The sequence below is a fragment of the Kordiimonas sp. UBA4487 genome (genome assembly GCF_002389025.1).
GTDB classification, from domain to species: domain Bacteria; phylum Pseudomonadota; class Alphaproteobacteria; order Sphingomonadales; family Kordiimonadaceae; genus Kordiimonas; species Kordiimonas lacus.
Genome location: NZ_DGNR01000011.1, coordinates 853,349 through 872,294, shown reverse-complemented (window position 1 = coordinate 872,294; position 18,946 = coordinate 853,349). Strand labels below are relative to the sequence as shown.

General features: G+C 57.4%; 16 protein-coding genes. 1 reads left to right on the top strand and 15 read right to left on the bottom strand.

Annotated features, from left to right (window positions below):
- The 9 genes from B3Z17_RS09550 to B3Z17_RS09510 all read right to left on the bottom strand — a co-directional run.
- On the bottom strand, positions 1 to 322 hold a 322-nt coding region (locus tag B3Z17_RS09550; RefSeq protein WP_286829585.1), incomplete at its 3' end, for a CoA-transferase.
- Positions 322 to 1,029, bottom strand: a complete 708-nt coding sequence (locus B3Z17_RS09545; RefSeq protein WP_286829584.1) for a CoA transferase subunit A — start codon at positions 1,027 to 1,029, stop codon at positions 322 to 324. The genes B3Z17_RS09550 and B3Z17_RS09545, both read right to left, overlap by 1 nt.
- 4 nt (positions 1,030 to 1,033) lie before the next feature.
- Positions 1,034 to 1,972, bottom strand: a complete 939-nt coding sequence (locus B3Z17_RS09540) for a 3-keto-5-aminohexanoate cleavage protein (RefSeq protein ID WP_286829583.1) — start codon at positions 1,970 to 1,972, stop codon at positions 1,034 to 1,036.
- A 100-nt stretch (positions 1,973 to 2,072) separates the two neighbouring features.
- A complete protein-coding gene (locus tag B3Z17_RS09535; RefSeq protein ID WP_286829582.1) occupies positions 2,073 to 2,201 on the bottom strand; it encodes a hypothetical protein in 129 nt (42 codons plus the stop codon).
- 97 nt (positions 2,202 to 2,298) lie between these two features.
- Positions 2,299 to 3,780 (bottom strand): sodium:solute symporter family protein, encoded by a 1,482-nt coding sequence (locus tag B3Z17_RS09530; RefSeq protein ID WP_286829581.1) that lies wholly within the window; start codon positions 3,778 to 3,780, stop codon positions 2,299 to 2,301.
- Positions 3,781 to 4,716, bottom strand: a complete 936-nt coding sequence (locus tag B3Z17_RS09525) for a 3-hydroxyacyl-CoA dehydrogenase family protein (protein WP_286829580.1) — start codon at positions 4,714 to 4,716, stop codon at positions 3,781 to 3,783.
- 5 nt (positions 4,717 to 4,721) lie between these two features.
- On the bottom strand, positions 4,722 to 5,525 hold the full coding sequence (locus B3Z17_RS09520; RefSeq protein ID WP_286829579.1) for an SDR family NAD(P)-dependent oxidoreductase: 804 nt from the start codon (positions 5,523 to 5,525) through the stop codon (positions 4,722 to 4,724).
- Position 5,526: 1 nt separating this feature from the next.
- The gene (locus B3Z17_RS09515) at positions 5,527 to 5,868 is read right to left on the bottom strand and encodes a cupin domain-containing protein (protein WP_286829578.1); all 342 of its coding nucleotides are present in this window, start codon (positions 5,866 to 5,868) and stop codon (positions 5,527 to 5,529) included.
- Complete coding sequence (locus B3Z17_RS09510; protein WP_349680316.1) at positions 5,868 to 6,665, bottom strand: cyclase family protein; 798 nt, start codon at positions 6,663 to 6,665, stop codon at positions 5,868 to 5,870. The genes B3Z17_RS09515 and B3Z17_RS09510 overlap by 1 nt, the downstream gene beginning before the upstream one ends.
- 231 nt (positions 6,666 to 6,896) lie before the next feature.
- Between B3Z17_RS09510 and B3Z17_RS09505 the strand changes: the two genes are divergently transcribed.
- The gene (locus B3Z17_RS09505; RefSeq protein WP_286829576.1) at positions 6,897 to 7,670 is read left to right on the top strand and encodes an IclR family transcriptional regulator; all 774 of its coding nucleotides are present in this window, start codon (positions 6,897 to 6,899) and stop codon (positions 7,668 to 7,670) included.
- A 75-nt stretch (positions 7,671 to 7,745) separates the two neighbouring features.
- Here B3Z17_RS09505 and B3Z17_RS09500 read toward each other — a convergent pair whose 3' ends face one another.
- The 6 genes from B3Z17_RS09500 to B3Z17_RS09475 form a co-directional block, all read right to left on the bottom strand.
- Entirely contained in the window at positions 7,746 to 9,977 is a 2,232-nt protein-coding gene (locus B3Z17_RS09500; RefSeq protein ID WP_286829575.1) for a TonB-dependent receptor, read from the bottom strand.
- Between the two features lie 616 nt (positions 9,978 to 10,593).
- Complete coding sequence (locus tag B3Z17_RS09495; protein WP_286829574.1) at positions 10,594 to 11,625, bottom strand: cupin-like domain-containing protein; 1,032 nt, start codon at positions 11,623 to 11,625, stop codon at positions 10,594 to 10,596.
- A 7-nt stretch (positions 11,626 to 11,632) separates the two neighbouring features.
- Positions 11,633 to 13,183 carry a tryptophan halogenase family protein gene (locus tag B3Z17_RS09490; RefSeq protein WP_286829573.1) on the bottom strand — a complete coding sequence of 517 codons (1,551 nt, stop codon included), beginning with the start codon at positions 13,181 to 13,183 and terminating at the stop codon, positions 11,633 to 11,635.
- A 23-nt stretch (positions 13,184 to 13,206) separates the two neighbouring features.
- Complete coding sequence (locus B3Z17_RS09485) at positions 13,207 to 14,700, bottom strand: tryptophan halogenase family protein (RefSeq protein WP_286829572.1); 1,494 nt, start codon at positions 14,698 to 14,700, stop codon at positions 13,207 to 13,209.
- 4 nt (positions 14,701 to 14,704) lie between these two features.
- On the bottom strand, positions 14,705 to 15,421 hold the full coding sequence (locus tag B3Z17_RS09480; protein ID WP_286829571.1) for a SapC family protein: 717 nt from the start codon (positions 15,419 to 15,421) through the stop codon (positions 14,705 to 14,707).
- A gap of 195 nt (positions 15,422 to 15,616) precedes the next feature.
- Positions 15,617 to 18,736 carry a TonB-dependent receptor gene (locus tag B3Z17_RS09475; protein ID WP_068309216.1) on the bottom strand — a complete coding sequence of 1,040 codons (3,120 nt, stop codon included), beginning with the start codon at positions 18,734 to 18,736 and terminating at the stop codon, positions 15,617 to 15,619.
- Positions 18,737 to 18,946: the final 210 nt, after the last annotated feature.

Here is an 18,946-nt window from a genome sequence, read left to right as displayed (position 1 = left end):
CCACTTCCATGGCACCAAGGATCGAGAGGTTGATATGCCCGCCGCGGATCATGCCAAAGCTGTCAGCCGAGGAGAAATAGCTCGAGGTCGGCAGCTCCGTGATCGTCTGCTTGCCAGCGTTGATGAGGTCCGCGTCCACCTCGTCCTCATAGGGGAACGGGCCCATGCCCAGCATGCCGTTCTCGCTCTGCAGCGTTACATGCATGCCTTCGGGGATATAGTTGGCCACGAGCGTTGGAATGCCGATCCCGAGGTTCACATAAAAGCCGTCTTCAAGTTCGCGCGCCGCGCGGGCCGCCATTTGGTTACGATCCCAAGCCATTATACGTCCTCCCGGCTGCGTACCGTGCGCTGCTCGATGCGTTTCTCGAATGTGCCCTTGACGATGCGCTGCACAAAGATGCCCGGCGTGTGGATGTGATCCGGGTCAATCTCGCCCGGCTCGACCAGTTCCTCGACTTCCACCACGGTTACTTTGCCTGCAGTGGCCATCATTGGGTTGAAGTTGCGGGCGGTCTTCCGGAACACCAGGTTGCCTTCCGTGTCCGCCTTCCAGGCCTTGACGATCGAGACATCAGCCACAAGGCCGGTTTCCATGATATAGGTCTGGCCGTCAAAGTCCTTATGTTCCTTGCCTTCCGCGATCAGCGTACCAACCCCTGTCTTGGTATAGAAGCCCGGAATGCCGGCGCCGCCCGCGCGGATGCGTTCCGCCAGTGTGCCCTGCGGGTTGAACTCCAGCTCAAGCTCGCCCTCCAGATACTGGCGCTCGAACTCCTTGTTCTCGCCCACGTAGGACGAGATCATCTTCTTGATCTGCTTGGCGTCGAGCAAGATGCCAAGGCCGAAGCCGTCCACGCCGCAGTTGTTGGAGATCACCGTCAAGCCCGAAACGCCAGCCTTATGGACCGCCGCAATCAGATTTTCCGGAATACCGCACAGCCCAAAGCCGCCCGACATGACCGTCATGCCATCGAAAAGGACACCTTCAAGGGCGGCCTCCGCATTTGAATAGACTTTGCTTGCCATCAAACTAGAACTCCACCCGGTCGCCACCCTTGAGGCCCAGAAGCTCGCGCGCTTCTGCGGGGGTGGCTGGTTCCAACGAATATTCTTTCAGGATACGCTTGATCTTGTCGACCTGCTGGGCGTTCGAAGCCGCCAGCTTGCCGCGCTCGATCATCAGGCTGTCTTCAAGCCCCACCCGCACATTGCCGCCCATCAGCGCGGCCTGGGTCGCAAACCCCATCTGGTGTCGCCCGGCAGCCAGCACAGACCAGCGGTAGGTGTCCTTGCCGAACAACCGGTCCGCCGTCTGCTTCATGAACATCAGGTTATCAAGCTCAGGACCAATGCCGCCGAGGATGCCAAAGATCAGCTGCACAAAGAAGGGCGGCTTGATGAGGCCGCGATCGAGGAAGTGCGCCAGGTTATAGAGGTGGCCGACGTCATAGCATTCATGCTCGAACTTTGTGCCGGCCTCGCCCATGGTGCGCAGGATATATTCGATATCGCGGAAGGTGTTTCGGAAGATGAAGTCGTCGCTTGAGCGGACATAGTCTTCCTCCCAGTCATATTTCCAGTTCTGGTACCGATCAGCCACCGGGAAGATGCCGAAATTCATACTGCCCATATTGAGGGAACACATTTCCGGCTGAGCCCGCATGGCACCGCGCAACCTATCCTGCACGGTCATCAGCGGGCTGCCACCTGTTGTCAGGTTGATCACCGCATCTGCCTGCTCTTTGATCTGGGGTAGGAACTCCATGAACACATCCGGGTCCCCTGTGGGCGCGCCGTCCTCCGGGTTCCGCGCATGCAGATGCAGGATCGAGGCGCCGGCCTCCGCCGCAGCCACCGCTTCTGATGCGATTTGCTCAGGCGTGATCGGTAGCGCGTCCGACATGGTCGGCGTATGCATGGCGCCGGTGACGGCACAGGTGATGATTACCTTGTTTTTGGCAACAGCCATGGTCGGTCTCCCTTAAAGTCGGGCTGGGCACCGGACAAACCTGTCCTGTTCGCGGAAACACCCGTTTCCGCGGCTCAGCCGTTTGAGTTTTCAGTTCAAATCAGTTGGCCGTATCGTCCGGCGCGTCTGACTTCTGCCGCAGGTAGCCCACCAGGGCGAAAGCCCCGAAAACCAGCATCATTGCGACAACGCCCCCCATCCACAGATGGGTTACATTCAATTCATTCATGACCGTCCTCCGCCAAGGCTGCGCTCGATCAGCCAGCCAACAAAGATGATAGCGGCAATCAACAGGGTGCTCGTGATGAAAATATCCCAGAACATGGTCAGACGCCCTCCTCTGCCAGATCGTTGGCCGCCGTACCGCCTTCCTCGCGGAACAGGCCCGGCTTGCCCGGCCACATGAGGTGCCCGACAACATAGACAAGGAGGGTCGCGGCCAGTGTCATATAGGCGTTCGGTGTACCTTCAAGGCCCACAAGCGTCGGCAGGTCTGTGAAGGACCATGCGCAGTTCACGCCCCAGGCAGCCACCAGTGTCGCGATGGCCACTCCAGCGTGGCGCCGCCACAAGAGGCCGAAGGTAAGGAGCCAGAACACCGGCACCAGCCAGGAAAACAGCCAGTTGATGGCAGCCAGAATGGGCGGCAGGAAAGCCGCCACCGCCATGGCAATCACCGCCAGGGTGATGATCATCAGGCGGGTCACACGGGTGACATCTGCTTCGGTCGCCTGCGGCTTATACAGGCGCTTGTAGATGTCATTGGCAAGAATTGTTGCCGGGCTGAGGCACGTCATTGCAAAAGTGGAAAGGATCGCGGCTAAAAAAGACGCCAGAACAAGTGCACTCAACCAGCCCGGCAACAGCGTCACCAACATTGTGGTGGCCGCAACTTTTGGCCCCAGGGCCTGAAATTCGGGCAAGGATTTGGCGGTCAGGCCGATCACAACGGCAAACACGCCAAACAGACCATTGACGGGTGCTGCCACCCACAAGGCTTTCTTGATGGTATTCTCGGATTTGGCCGCCATTGCGGCCTGCATCAGCATCTGATTGACGCTTTGGCTGAACACGACAGCAACGGTGGTCCCCAGCGCGAAGGTCAGCATGATCTCGGGCGTGCCGAAGATGCTGAGCATAAAGCCCTGGTCCTGACCATCATAGAAATCGGCGACACTGTCATAGCTTGCACCCGGCAGCTTGTAGGCCAGGAAAATGGTGGCCAACACAAGGCCGATATACATGACAACCGCGTTGATAAGGTTGATCCAGCCCACTTCCTTGAGGCCTGCGATAATCACATAGAGCACGCCGATGACGCCGCCGACAACGGCACCGTTAGCCACCTCCCAACCGGTCATGGCGGAAATGATGATGCCCAACCCTTGGGTCTCAAGCGTCAGGATACCGAAAATGATCCCCGCCATCACACAGGAGACGATCAACCGCACTTCCTGCCCAAACAGACGCTCAAGGATTTCCGGCACGGTGGTAACGCCCAACCGGCGCACCCAGCGCCCAGTCGCGAAACAGACCAGCACCAGAAGCACCACATGGGCGATTGAGAACCACACCGCGCTTGCGCCCAGATACCAAGCCATCTCGAACACGCCCAGGATATGGGCTGTCCCGAGAACCGTGAGCGCCAGCGTCACCGCCACCACGCTCACCGGCAGGCTGCGAGCGGCGAGCGCGAACTCGCCCTTGCGCGCCTTGTGCGATGCATCCTGCCGCGCCAGCCACAGGCCGACCCCAAGCACGATCAAGAGCTCATAGGCAATAACGGCAATCAAAATTCCGGTTTGCACTCACTTCCCTCCCATTTTCTGGAGAATCGAGCATTTCTTCGTGGCAATCAGCAGATAGTTCAAAAGCCCCATGCGCACGTTCGCAATTTTCTCCGGCGTCCAATCCCGCAAGCCCTTCCCCGTCTTGAACCCGAGATCGCCTTTTTCTACCTTCTCCCTGAGTAATGGAGAGGCCCTTTCATCCCGGTTAAGGGACGCAAGAATATTGTCGTGGATATCGATCGTCAGGTCGAGCCCTACCAGATCGGCATTTTCAATTGGGCCCAGCACGGGCATGCGCAGGCCAAAGCTGTTCTTGACCACCAGATCGACCGTATCCGCGTCGCAGACACCGTTTTCCACTAGGCTGATCGCTTCCCGCCACAGCGCGTGCTGCAGCCTGTTGCCAACAAACCCGGGTACATCCTTGTCCACCCTAACGGCCACCTTGCCCACACTATCAAGCAGGCTAATCGTGGCCTCCACGGCTTCATCAAGGCTATCCTGGGCGCGGATCACTTCTACCAGAGGCACCAAAAATGGCGGGTTCCACCAGTGGGTGCCAACGATCCGTTCAGCTGCAGGGTTGTTTTCGGCAATTCTGGTGATTGGAATGACCGACGTATTGCTACAAAGGATGGCGCTTTTCGGTGCATAGGTCGCCAGTTTGGCAAAAATGCTGCGTTTGACCTCCAGCTTTTCAACCACGGCTTCAAAAACAAAGTCTGCGTCCGCTACAGCGGCGGCGAAATCCGGCTCGGGGGTAATCAGCTTGATGCACTTGGCATCGCCATCAATCATGGTGAGATTCTGAAGCACCGAGGCATGCAAGCCTTCGAGCTGCTCGGCGCTCACGTCATAAACCTTGACCTTGTGACCGGCAGAGGCAAACACCAACGCAATGCCTGCCCCCATGAGGCCGCCGCCGATAATCGCAATATTGTGGCTGTCGGACATCTACCTTACCCCGCTGTATAGCCGCCATCGGCATAAATGACGTGGCCGGTATGGAAATTGGAGGCCGGTGACGTGAGGAAAAGAAGTGGGCCTGCCAGGTCTTCCGGTTCACCCAGGCGGCCAACCGGAATACGGGCCAGCATGCCGTCGCGCACCTTGCGCGCTTTTTCCGTGTCCTCGAACATCCACGCCGTGAGCGGAGACCGGAAAACAGTTGGTGCAAGGGCGTTCACCGTGATTCCGTATTTGCCCCACTCGCAGCCAAGCGACCGGACAATCCCGTCAACGGCGGACTTGGATGGGCAGTAAGCCGAATAGCCCGCAGGGTGCCCAAGTTTGCCGCGCGCGGACGAAACCAGCACAACCTTGCCTGATTTCTGCGCGATGAAACGCTGGGATACCGCCTTGCACATTAGCCATGAGCCTTTGACGTTGGCGTCCATCACGGCCTGCCAACGCTCAGCGCTCATATCCTCAATCGGGTCAACGTCATTGACGCCGGAAGCGACAACCAGAATGTCGACACCGCCAAAGGCTGTTTCCGCGGCAACGACAATACGCTCACAGGAAGCCTCATCATTTGGCCGTTCCTGCACCGTGACTACCTGCCCTGGGCCGACAATCTGAGTGATCTCCGCAGCCAGCTTTTCAAGCATGGACAGGTTGCCGCCGGCCAAGGCCAACTTACATCCGGCGCCCGCCAGTGTCTTTGCGGCAACCTGCCCAAACGCGCCGGTTGCGCCGGTAATCACCGCAACCTTGTCTGAGACATCAAAAAGCTCCTGGGGGTTCTGAAGCAGGTCTGTCATCTTAGCGCTCTCTCGTTGAAATAATCACAACCATGGAAGCAGGGTCTTTTGTCTTGTTGACGATCGACCGGCTTTCGCCAGCCGCAATGCCGCAGCTGTCGAGCGGGCCGAGAACGGTTTCCTCCCCGTCCTGGACAACAGTGACCTCACCCGACAGCACGACATAAACCTTCTCGAACGGGGACGCGTCTTCCTCTGCCCCGCCGCCCGGCTCCAGCGTGGAAAGGCCAACGAAGAAGTCCTTCATATCGCTTGCTTCCATGCCCTGCAGACGCCGGGCAACCATGCCAAAATGCTTAGGCGGATGATATTCCCCCGCGTCTTTATGCCGGGTGACGAACATCAGTCGTTGTCCTTGCCGGTTTCGATGCGGAAGGTGCCGTTTGGATCAACGATGGCAACCAGCCGCACAATACATCCGTCGCCCTTTTTCCAGCGCCATGGGAAGGCCGCGAAGGTCACGCGCTTGCCTGTCACCTGGTCGATATCACCACCGACATTTTCAAACCCGCAGATTCCGTTCGACAGCAGCGCATTGTGGCAGGGCTCCCATTCCGGGAAGTCCTCGATCACCTTGCGGCCCGTCAGCTCTTCATATTCCTGGTTGATGCGCGGCAGTAGGCCGTCCGGCGCACCCGGCCCGTGGGGGCCGATGGCTGTACCAAGCGGGTGATCCAGCGCCTGCGTGTCAGAGCCGGCCATCTTCACACCGCGCTCGACAAACCATTCGCCTGCCTCTTTGTAGAAGCCCGGCGAGTAGCCATAATAATGCTGGTTGTCGCCGTAGTATTTGTGCCATCCGGTATTGACGATGACGATATCGCCCTTGCGGATTTTCGGACGCGCGTTTTCAAGGTCTTCTGCCGTGATCACTTCCCATTTCTTCTTCGGGATGGACACGACCACGCCAGAGCCAAAGAAGTAAGGCAGCGGCACTTCATCCATGAAAGGCGTCCCCGGCACAACGTGTGCTGGCGCATCGATATGCGTGCCCGAGTGCATCACAGTCGTGATCTTCTGGGTCAGAACGCCAGACTTGGACATGCCGTGCAAACGCTCGATCTTCACGTCTTCAAAATAGGGCCAGCAGGGCTGTCCCAGTCCCCAGGGGTGGCTCAGGTCGTATAACTCTAGCCCCATCGCGTTCTTCAGGTTTGATTCCTTGAACTGGCACAAGCTTTCATCCCGCCAGTCGCCATTTTCCCATCCGGTCATTATTACATTCTCCCTGAAGATAAAACCATATTGTGATACATTTGTATCGTATAATGGTTTTATATGAGTCGCGGGATGCTGTCAAGTGCCGCATTTCATCGTAGACTTACTGCACCGCATTGCGGTATAGCGTGGGTAATTTCAGGGAGCTTGAAAATGGCAAAGGACGCAGAAAAACAGGACAGTAGCCGCAAGGGCATCCAGGTTATCGCCCGGGCCGCCGCCATCATGCGTGCGCTGGAGAATGAGCCAAAAGGCTTGAGCCTGGGGGAGATTGCCCAGAGGGTGGACCTCGCCCGCTCGACGGTACAACGGATCGTCGGCGCGCTGGCAGAAGAGCATTTCCTTATTGCTGCAACCGCCAAGGCCCGCGTGAAACTGGGCCCGGCGCTGATCCGGCTTGCCACCGCGGCAAATCTTGAGATTGACGAGATCGTTCGCCCCATCATGCAGCGCCTCAGCCGAAATACCGGCGAAACGGTGGACCTGTCGGTCCTGAAGGGCGGCAGCGCCGTGTTTATCGACCAGATTCCGGGTAGCTACAGGCTGCAGGCAGTGTCCGCAGTTGGGGAAAGCTTCCCCCTCACCTGTACCGCGAACGGCAAGGCATTGATGGCCTTCATGAGCCCACAGGAACGCCAACGCATTTTCGATGAAGGGCTGAAGCGCTATACCGTCAACACCATCATTGGCGTCGAGACGCTGGCGGCCCAGATCAGCGACTTCAACAAGCAATTCTATGCCCTTGACGAAGAAGAACATACGGAGGGCATCTGCGCCGTCGGCACCGCCTTTACGGACCCGATGGATCGCCCCTTTGCGATTTCCATTCCCGTCCCCACGCCGCGGTTTGAGCGCAAGAAGCAGGAACTGATCAAAGAGCTTCTGAAAGCGCGCGAGGAAATCCAGAAAGAACTCCACGCTGAATAGGGACAGACACAGGAAAAAACCAGGCACAGGAAGAACAAAGGGCCGCGGAAATCTCCGCAGCCCTTTTTCATTGCCTTAGAAGCGGAAGCTTCCCTGTAAGTATATGGTCCGCATCTGACTTGGCGCATCCACCGTGATCGACGGGTCAAGCGTCGGGTCAGCCGGTGGGCCGCTGAAATCAGCCGACACCGCGTTGAAGATGTTGGTTCCCGAAAGGCTGATATCCCAGCTGCCATCATCCGCACCCACACCGATGCTTGCATCAAAGGTAGTCAGGGGCTCGGAATCGAAGTTGGCCAGACGCTGGTGGATCATGCTGCTTCTGTGCCGGATAAAGCCGGTGGTCTTGAGAAGCAGGCTGTCACTGATCGGGCGTTCATACAGAAACCCTGCGTGTCCGGTTGCTGTCGGCGCTTCCGCAAGCTCCCGCTCGTCATCGCCCGTGACCTTCGCATCAATGAAGGTCCAGGCGGTATTGAAGCGAAGCTCCGGCGTCAACTGCCATGTCAGGTCAAACTCGCCGCCGATGGACCGCACAGGCACATTGAGCGTGTCAAAAGACGCGCCGGTGAAGGATGTTTCCTGGAAGTCATCGATTTCCGTCAGGAACAGCGCCGCATTCAAAGAAGCCTTACCGCCAAACAGAGAGGCCTTGGTGCCAATCTCATACGCCGTGGTGGTCTCTGTTTCAATGCGCGAACCGCCGTCGATTGTGGCCAGTGACGGATCCCCGGCGAAGACAGCAGCCGATTCCGCAAACCCGCCTGTTTTGGTGCCGACCCCGAAGGAGGCATAGACCATCGCCGTGTCGGAGACATCATACTGGATGCTGGCATTGCCGTTCAGGAACTTGTCGTCAAACTCAAGCGGTGTAACGGCAAACGGTGGGTTGATCACCGTGTTCCACAGCGTCACCCCATCGGATTGCTCCCGCCCGAAGGTGGCGTCTTTCTTCTCGTCGGTGTAGCGCAAGCCTCCCATGAAACGCAGCCGGTCACTGATATTCCAGGTTCCTTGGGCGAACGCCGACCATGTCTCTGTCTTCTGGGTAAAGGCATTGGCGAACGTGCCGGAGAAGATGGTCAGGAAGGGGTCTGGCCCCACCTGGACAGGCGTGTCGTAGATCTGGGTTTCAAGCGAATCCCAGTCACTTTTGAAGTAGAAAAGCCCAGCCATGTATTCAAACGGAATACCGGATTCCGAGGCCAGCCGCACTTCTTGCGAAAACTGCCAGTAGTCCTCAACGCGCAGGAAGTCTGTCGCGTCCTTGAGGCCGAAATCAAAATCGTCCACGAAGTTCATGTCATAGCTGGCGTAGGAGCTGACGCTCGTGAGCGTATGCGCACCAAGCGTCCAGTCCAGCGTGGCATTGAAGGAATTGATTTCCGTGTCGTGGAAGCTTTCGCCGTCCTTGCCGCGCGATGTGTAGCTGGTTTTGGTGCCGTCCAGAACGCCGTCACCCAGTGCAGGGTCCAGAAGCCCACCTGTTTCATCCACGAACTGATAGCCGTTCCCTTGCCGTTCGCTGTCGCTATACTGATACGACAGGGTCAGGGACATATTCTCATTCGGGCTATAGACGCCAGTTACCCGCAGGCCAATGTCTTTGTCTGCTGGCACCTGGTTGCCTGTGGCCGCATTTTCAACCCAACCGTCCTTGTTGACATAATGCCCTGCAAACCGAAGGGCGAACGTGTCGCTGACGGGGGCATCGATACCCGCGTCAAGTGTCAGGCCGCCATATTCCATCTCGTAACCCGCGCGAACCTCGCCCGAAAACTCGGAACCAGGCTTGCGCGTGACCACCGACATGGCGCCCAGCGAGGTGTTCTTGCCGAGCAGTGTGCTCTGGGTACCCTTGATGATCTCTACGCGTTCGATATCAAAGAAAGCCGCCGAATACATCCGGCCCTTGCCCACGAACATATTGTCCAGGAACAGCGCCACCGACTGGTCGAACGACTGGGTCCGGGCCGGCGTACCCAGGCCGCGGATGGTCAGCGCAAGCCCGTCATCCGGCGCTCTTGAGAAGACAACGCCCGGCACGAAATTGGCCAGCTCAAACAGGTCATCGATGTTGTAGTCAGAAATCGTTTCGCGCGTCAGTACATTCACAACAACAGGTACATCGCCCAGAGACTGCTCTCGCTTTTGCGCTGTGACAGTGATCTCCTCCAGCGAAAAATCGCTACCGTCATCACTTGCCGCGGCGGTCCTTCCACCTACCCCTACAGCCAGCAATACCGCCATACTGGCGGCTGTCATGTTTTTCACAGTGTACTTTCCGTTACAGATCAATCTGTCCATTTGATTCCCTCCCAGGTAGACATCTGACCCTCTTCCACTTCACTTTGCAATACACTTGTACCGTATCGTGGTATTTATTACAAGCAATCTTCCGCAAAGCCAATTACCGACTGCTGGCCGAACCAGATAGGCGGGGAAGCCTATCACTCAATATCCTACAGCAGGTAAAGGAGGCAGGCATGACAAGCGATAGGTGCAATTGGAGGGAGAAAACCGCACAGGAGGTCATAACGGGATATGAAACCCGGAAATGACTGCTTCTGGCGAATAGTTGGCCTTAGTTATGCAACCTATCAAGGTCCGCAATACAGAAAAGACCGGACGAGTTCTCGTGAACTCTGCCCGGTCCATTTCCAGCTATTTCTGAGAAATTTCCAGCTTTCTCTGAGAATGCACAAAAGGTGTCCGCTCTCAGAATAAATGAGAAATTCGACCGCGGAAACCCGCCATTTCCAAAATCTATTCTCACACAAAATGAGATAGATTCTCACGTATTTTGAGAAATTCCACCATCGAGCATTTCGGCAGCTCTTGGGACAAAAGCAGACACCGTCCATTCAACTTCTGAATATCGGCTCTGACCCAAAGGAGACATATCAGGAGCATGGGCCCTGCGCTACCGGTTCAGTTTCCTGAGGACTTTCGCTCTCAAGCGACGGGCTGCGAAATCGTCCATCGGGCCAAGCTCGCCACGGACATGGGTTGGCAAATGCTCAGCGGCGGTTCCCGCTGGGCCAAACACGTAATAGTCAAACACGTGCCGCCACGCGGCCTTTTCATGAGCTGGCCGGTCACGCAGGCTCAACAGGCCGTGCAGTAGGGTATCCATTGGGTTGTCGACGAACGCAGGCACGTCGTTCCACCAATAATTCATCATGGCGTTGAAGCCGTCCCGCGCTTCCACCTGGTGCCACCAAAGCGCCGGGAAGAACAGCGCGTCACCGGGGCCGAGGTCCGCCACCTGCGCACTGTCAAGCGCCTCGCGGAACCGGGGGTATCGATCATAATCCGGATCGTCGAAATCCACCATGCTCACCACCTGCCCGCCAGGCGTGGGCTCCAGCGGCCCGGGATACAGATTATGGATCTGTTCGGGCGGGAACAGCGTAAAGCGCCGCCGCCCGATCAGGTTGCAGGCCAGATTGTTCGACATGTCATAATGGGCGGCAGCAGTCGTCCGGTTCCCGATCCAGACACTGACAAGCATCGGCGTTTTTTCGAACATGGCGTGGTTGAGCGTCAGGTCATTTTGGTCCCTGAAACCGGGCAGGAACAGGTCAACATCAGTTGACCCCATATAGCAGTGTCTGCCGCCTTCACGGGCGCCTTCCGCCTGAATCTGGTCCAGGAAATCACCCAGGCCCGTGACCACGGCATCATAATTGGGGCCGGTCATGTCGGCGTTATAGAAAAAGCGGCCTTTCATGTCAGGCGTGCCGACATAGCCGGTAACCTGCCTGCCCGCATCAAAGGATTTCAGTTGGTCGGTGAAGGCATCGGCGCCCTGTTCCCCCTGTTTGACAATCGGCCACTTGGCCGCCAGCCCCTTCAGGATCACAGGCTGCCCTTCATCAAGCAGGGTTTCAAACGGAATGGCATCGGGGTTCACCCCGTCCAGCACCCTGGTTCTGGTCTTGATGTCAGTCATGATCCCCCTATCCCCCTTGTCCCGTTCCCATGGCGCCGTTCAGCGTGTCCAGCAATGCCCTGTTCTGCGGCAGCAGAGCCTGCAATCGGGCCACCGTGCGTTCCACCTTGTCTGCGCATTTCTTGCCGAAGCTATGCGCGTCTGGTGTCAGAGTGCCGGCTGTGCCGTCAGGGCGGAACCCCATGCCGTAAAGAACATACAGATAACTGGCCGGTGGGAAAACCGTGCCCCCGCCGTAGCGTGGCGCCTGTCCCAGATTCGGCTGCCGCCAAGCTTCCATGTCCACCACAAGTGATGCGGGCATGCTGTCCGGCTGCCGGTTATCCTGCCAGAAGGCTTCCGTGCGTTCACTGAGACAATAATGAAGTTTGAGGAAATGGATGATGTCATCCCAAATCTGGTGAAGGTCGCGGTTAAAGGCATCCCTGGATGTGGCCAGATCCCCGCTTTCCGCCACAAAGGCATCCGCCACCATATTGGCTGACGTTTCGATGAGCATAAGGGCCGAAGCCTCCAGGGGCTCCAGGAACCCTGCCGACAGGCCAATGGCCACACAGTTATGGTGCCAGAAAGCCTGCCGGTATCCGGACCCGATGGCCAGCTTGCGCACCGACAGGGCACCAAACTGCGCGTCATCCAGCCCCAGATAACCTCTCAGGCATTCTGTGGCCGCTTCTTCATCCATATGGTTGCTGCTGTAGACATGCCCAACGCCCCGGCGGCTGGACAGGCTGACGTCCCACACCCAGCCCGCGGGCTGCGCGGTGGCAACGGTGGTGGACTGAACGGGGTCGGCCTCGCCGTAGGGTACCTGGACCGCGAGCGCCGTATCGGCAAACAGAATGTCTGACTTGGGCGTCAGGCCAATGCCGTAATGCCCGCCCAGCAGCAATGACCGGAACCCTGTGCAGTCGATGAACAGGTCGCCGTCAATCCGGCCGCTGGCCTCGGTCTCGACCGCGGCAATATCACCGTTTTCAGCCGCTACCACGCCCAGAACCTTGTCGGCAATGTGGGTCACACCCAGCTGGCTGGTTGCGTGGCTGCGCAGGAAAACGGAAAAGGTGCCCGCGTCCAGATGGTAGCCATAGTTGGTAAAGCCTGCATACCCGGGGCTGGTGAGCGACTTGGGCGCAAAGTGCCTTTCACACAGATGCTCCTGCGGGCATACGGTTCTTGAAAAGGACTGCGTACCCGCTTTGAGCCAATAGGCGGCGATATCGCCATCTTCGAAGCCTTCCGGCAGGTCAAACGGGTGATAGTAAAAATCTTCCGGTGTGTTTTTGCGCCACTGGCGGAACTTGGACCCCTGCTTGAAGGACGCGTGGCAGGCCGCGATGAAATCCTGCTCGTTGATCCCCATGGTGCGAAGGGTCATGCGCATGCTGGGCCATGTCCCTTCCCCTACGCCAATGATGGGAATATCCGGCGCCTCGATCACCGTGACGTTGACGGGGCGCGCAACTGACGCCCTGGTGCGGGCCGCGATCAGCCCTGCCGTGATCCACCCGGCTGACCCACCCCCAACAATCACGATGTTTTTTGCCTGCGCCGTCATCCGCCTACCTGTTCCCCCGTATGCTATTCGCCTGCCATGGCGCAGTAGCGAGCGATGAAATCTGCGTGTGACGGCATTTGCGCCACTGTCCGGCGCACCCCGTCCGCATAGTTCGCCAGGGAAGAGCGGAGCTTGTCCGTCGTCATCAAACGCCCGGCCGGGTGATACGCACTGGTTTCAAACCGCTGCCCCAACAGCACCTGTATCCAAGAATCAATCCTGAACAGGTCTTCCTCGCCTTTATAGACGAGGCCATTGTCGCGGTAGAGCGCAAGACGCTGTTTGAGTGTATCGGGGATATCCATGGCCTGGCGGTCGCGCCAGAAGGCAGTGTCGTCCCGCTGGGTCACATGATAGTGCGCGATGATAAAATCGCGGATGCTTTCAAATTCTTCCGATGCCAGGCGGTTGAAATGGTCCGCCAGCGCCGGGTTGCAGCCATTGAAGGGAAAATACTGGATCAGCCGTGTGGCCGCAATCTGGAACAGATGGATGCTGGTCGATTCAAGGGGTTCCAGGAAACCGCTTGAAAGCCCAAGGGCCACACAGTTCTTTTCCCACAGTTTCTTGCGCCGCCCGGTCAGGAACTTTATCACCCGCGGTTCAAACAGCATCTCGCCGTCAAGGTTACGCTCAAGCGTCGCGCGGGCCTCGTCGTCGCTGATATAGTCACTGCAATAGACATGGCCATTGCCCACCCGGTGCTGCAACGGAATGCGCCACTGCCAGCCGGCTTCATGCGCGATGGACCGGGTATAGGGCAGGATGTCTCCGGCTGACTGGGTCTGCACCGCCACCGCCCGATTCATGGGCAGCCAGTGTGACCAGTCGTCATATCCGACACCCAGCACCTTTTCGATCAGGGCGGCACGGAAACCGGTACAGTCGATGAAAAAGTCGCCTTCGACCTCATCACCATTTTCCATGACAATGCTTTTGATAAAACCGCATTCACCGTCCTGCCTGACATCGACAAACTTGCCCTCAACACGCGTCACACCGCGGGCTTCGCTGTGGGCCCGCAGGAAGGCGGCATAGAGGCTGGCGTCCAGGTGATAGGCGTAATTCAGGTTCAGCTTGTCAGACAGGGCAAACTTCCCCGCTTCGGCTGCGCGCAGTTCCAGGCAATAATCGCCAAGATCGCCGCCAAAGCCATCCGCCTTGGCCTGCATCCACAGATGGTGAAAATCCGCCATCCAGGGAGATTTGCCGATTTGCCCGAACGAGTGGATATAGCTGTCGCCCTGCGCGCCCCAGTTTTCGAACTGGATACCCAGCTTGAAGGTGGCGCGGGTCGCGCGCATGAAGTCAACCTCATTGGCGCCGATCAGAACATGAAAGCTGCGGTGGGTGGGGATGGTTGCCTCGCCCACACCGACGGTGCCTATCTGGTCTGATTCCACCAGCGTGATGTCCAGCAGGCCCTTCAGCTGGCTGCTGAGCGCGGCGGCCGTCACCCACCCGGCGGTGCCGCCACCGGCGATAACAACCCTGGGCCTGGCACGCATGTCTGTCATCACATCAAGCCCTGTTCTTCCGGTCCACGAGTGACCGGATATTGTCCAGTGATGCCATCACCCAATAACAGGACGCCAGGATACCGTTCTTGTGCAGCCGGTTCAGCGCCTCTGCGGGCAGTGCCTGGAATTTTTCCTGGCTGATGGAATAAACACCGGCGAAGGAATATTGTTTGGTTTCGCTGGTTTTGATCTCCAGCGCGATGGGCTCAATCAACTCCAGCTCCTCCAGCATCGCGAAATAGCCCTTCGATATCGCGACCCCGTCATGCAAGGCCCGAAGCACATTCACGGCATGCTCCAGAATGGGGGCATTGCCGCCCTGGGGCAGGAAAATCGGCAGCCCCTCTTCCTTGCTGACCGCTGGGCTATCCAGGTCGATCTGGATCTTGGCTTCAGGGTCTGCCGACGGCTCGTCTGGATTTTTCTGCAGCACAATCGAAAACGGCCCACGGGCCAGCACAGCCGGAATATAGTTGCCGTCCCACTGGTCCCCGCGCAGGAAAAGATTTTCATCCCGGTCCAGCCCCAGCAAGGCAACGGCACAGAAGTTTCCTTCGTCGTCCTTCCTGAACAGGATCGGATATTCACGCTGCAGGTCGCGGAATTCATTCGGAAAAACAAGGGCCTGATTGACGTGGTCGCCGTATGCCTCGCCACGGTTCATTTTGACCTTCAGGTCATGATGTTCAACGTTATCGAGCAAAACGACATTTGACATAGATACTTCCTTACATTGCTTCAGGCCTGCTGCCGATCATATTGCAAATCTGCGCGCTGACCAGCCCCCTTGCAAATCTTACACACGATAATGTAACCGGTTTCTTAATGAAACAGGGCCGCCCCAAAGGGACGGCCCCGTCATTCGCTACTTAGCTTTTGGGAGAAGAGGTTCTTACTCTGAACACAGGGAAACTCAGAACTTGTAGCGTACGCCCAGATAGTAACGTGGAGCGTTCTCTCGTGCGAACCAAAGCTGGTTCGTGGCACGGTTATATTCTCGGCTGTCTTCACCGGTGATATTGATGGCTTCGAATGACACCGCAATATCTTCCGTCACATCGTAGCTGACGTTCAGGTCGAAGGTAGAGAATGCTTCGGTGAAGGTTGGGTTGTTGAACGCATCACCCCGGTTAGCGCTGGAGAGGAACTCGTCCCGCCAGTTGTAGGCCAGCCGTGCCGAGAAGCCATAGTTCTCATAGATCAGCGTGACGTTTGCGGTGTCCGAAAGACCGACCAGAGCAAACTGGTCATCGCTTGGATCAGCGCCGACATCGAACCCGATGTCACCGTCCACCAGCGTATAGCTGGCAGCCACACCGAAGCCCGTATCGCCAAAGAAGTGCTGAGCCGCAATTTCAAGGCCGCGGATAGAAGCTTCCTCGATGTTCAGTGGCCGGGTTACATTCACATCCCAGTTTGGATCATTGCCGTCTGCAACAACGTCAAAGTCCGTTTCCAGGCCGACATAGAAGTCGTTATCCAGAACGCCGTTTGAATAGTTCGCCTGGAATTCTGTAGTCGCTGCAGAAACGGATCCAAGCTGGTCAATCAGCGCTGTCATGGCAAACAGGGTCTGGTTGGTTGCGTCCACGCCCATGGCACCAAGCGCATCCAGCGCCTGACCTGACCGTGTTCCAGCAGCACCGGACGTCACGTCGCGGATGCCAAGATCCTCAACCACCGTGCGTTGGCCAACGAAGTTCTTCACATTCTTGTGGAACGCGCCCACGGAAATGAAGTCATCATCGCCATAGTACCATTCGAACGACAGGTCGAAGTTCTCAGATACCAGTGGCAACAGGCCTGGCGTACCGGCGCTTCCCGTCAACGGGTTGCCAAGGGCCGATGGGCCAGGAGGCTGGTTGACGGAAATACTGGCGTTCAGGTTGTCATAGGACGACCGCGACAGGGTTTTGCTGTAGGAGAAGCGGGAAACGAAATTGTCCGTCAGGTCCACTGCGATATCCAGGTTCGGCAGGAAATTGTCATACGACGCATCCTGCGTGAAACCGGCTGTCGCTGACCCGGCAACACGGGCAAAGTCGTTATCGCCTTCCCACACGATGTCCGTTGTCGGCGCAGACTGCGTGAAGGACGTAACGTCTGTCTGCTCATAGCGCAGACCGGCACTGATACGAACAGGGCGCTCTGCCAGTTCAAACTCGCCATCAAACTGGGCGTAAACGGAGATCACCTGCTCTTCAACAATGTCGAAGTTGCTTTGCAGAAGGCCAATCGCATTGCCCTGCGCCGCATAGAATGGGCTTGTCGCTTCCCAGATATCCAGCGCATTGCCGCGGAAACCTACGAGACCGTCCTGAACAGGGAAATCATTGTAGCGGCCTGACAGGTCAAACTGCTCGAGAGCACCTGGCGCCAGGTCTTCCACGTCGCCCGGGTTGGACGCACCCCAGTTACCCATTGTCTGGCGATACAGCGCTTCAGACGTTTCGTTGGATTGTTCGCGGTAATTGGCACCGAATGTCAGTGCGATGCTGTCATCCAGATCCCACTCAGCGCGGAAATCAACCTGGTCCACCTTGTTGATCTGGTGGATGTAACGCAGGTCGTTGGCGATTTGCGTACTGATGTCGTTCACATCATAGACGCCGTCACCGTTGCTGTTGATCGAATCGTCACGCGTGATGCCAATCACCGGCGTGCCGCTTGAGAAATCAAGAGACTGGGCGGTAACAATGGGCATAGCCATACCAACGTTGGTCTCGGCATAACCCGTGCGGGCATTTGGCGTAACGCTGGCTTTGGAGCTGTGCGCATCCAGTTTCAGCGTCAGGTTGTCCATCGCATCATATTCGATGTTTACACCAAAGGATTCGAGCTTGTCCTTCGTTGCACGATAGGACTGCTGCAGGGCGTAGTCTTTCGCACCACCAATGGTTTCCGCCATAAATTCGGCAGTTGCCACAGTTGGGTTGTCATCAAATGTAACCTGCGAGAACGGACGGCTGAACCAGTTGCTGATGTCAGCGCGCTGCTCTGCCGCTTCGGTTTCCGCATAAAGGACATCTGCTGTCATGCGGATGCGGTCGGTCGGGTTGAACTGCACAACAGCCTGGCCGTTGATCCGCTCGCGGGTGATGTCGGTAACCCGGAACCGGCTGTCACGGGCAATTGCCACAAGTTGGCTGCCATCAGACGGCAGGTTGTTTACCTGCGTGCTGCTGTTGACCATGCCGTTTGACGGGTCCAGGAACTGGTCGGCTGTGAAGATATCCCAGCCTGCAACACTCAAGGTGCCGGAACCGCTGTCCCGGCGGGAATACCCACCGAACAGGCTGATGCCGAAAGTGCCGCCTTCGTTGCTCCAGCTCATCATGCCTGTGAGGTCCGGCGTTACATCGTTATAGATGTCCACACCAGAATCATGGGCGGCCTTGGCAATGATTGTGCCTGTGAAGCCTTCGGTTTCCAGTGGCTTGCGAGTCTCGATGTTGATTGTGGCACCTACACCGCCAGACGCGATATCGGCGCGGCCGGACTTGTAGACCTGAAGCGCACGAACGCTTTCAGATGCCAGGTTGGAAAGGTCGAACGCACGGTCACTGGCCTGACCCAGGAGACCGGCACCGGAACCACCCACAATCGGAATGTCCGCCGACGGCATGGACCGGCCGTTCAGGGTAATCTGGTTGAAGCCAGGACCGAAGCCGCGAACAGTAACCTGCGAGCCTTCGCCCGCCTGCCTGTTGATGGCAACGCCTGTGATACGCTGAAGTGATTCGGCAAGGTTTGAGTCAGGGAATTTACCCATATCCTCAGCAACGATACCGTCCACGATACCGCGCGCGTCCCGCTTGATATCCATGCTTTCCTGCAAGGATTTGCGGATGCCGGTAACAACGATTTCCTCAAACGCCATTTCCTCGGAATCGGCAGAATCCTGGGCGCTGGCAGGCATCGCCAGTCCCATTGAAAGCATTGCAGCAAAAGAAGTGCTTCCCAGCAGTGTTTGCACCGTGCGCTTTGAGGCCGCAGGCCACTTCCGAGAATTGTGATTTAATTGGTCGGTCATCGTTCCCTCCCTAACTTCCCAACATAATTGGTACATATTTTTCCCACGAGTCTTGGCAAATATCGCGCTGGAAATCTGGCCCCATTAGCCGGTCACCCCTAACACTGAACAAACACGCGATTTGCCCCATCCCACACACACCCCCTTCCACGGCGGTGCATGCCTTGGTACTAAACAAACCATAATGTAACCGGTTACATTATGCAAAGC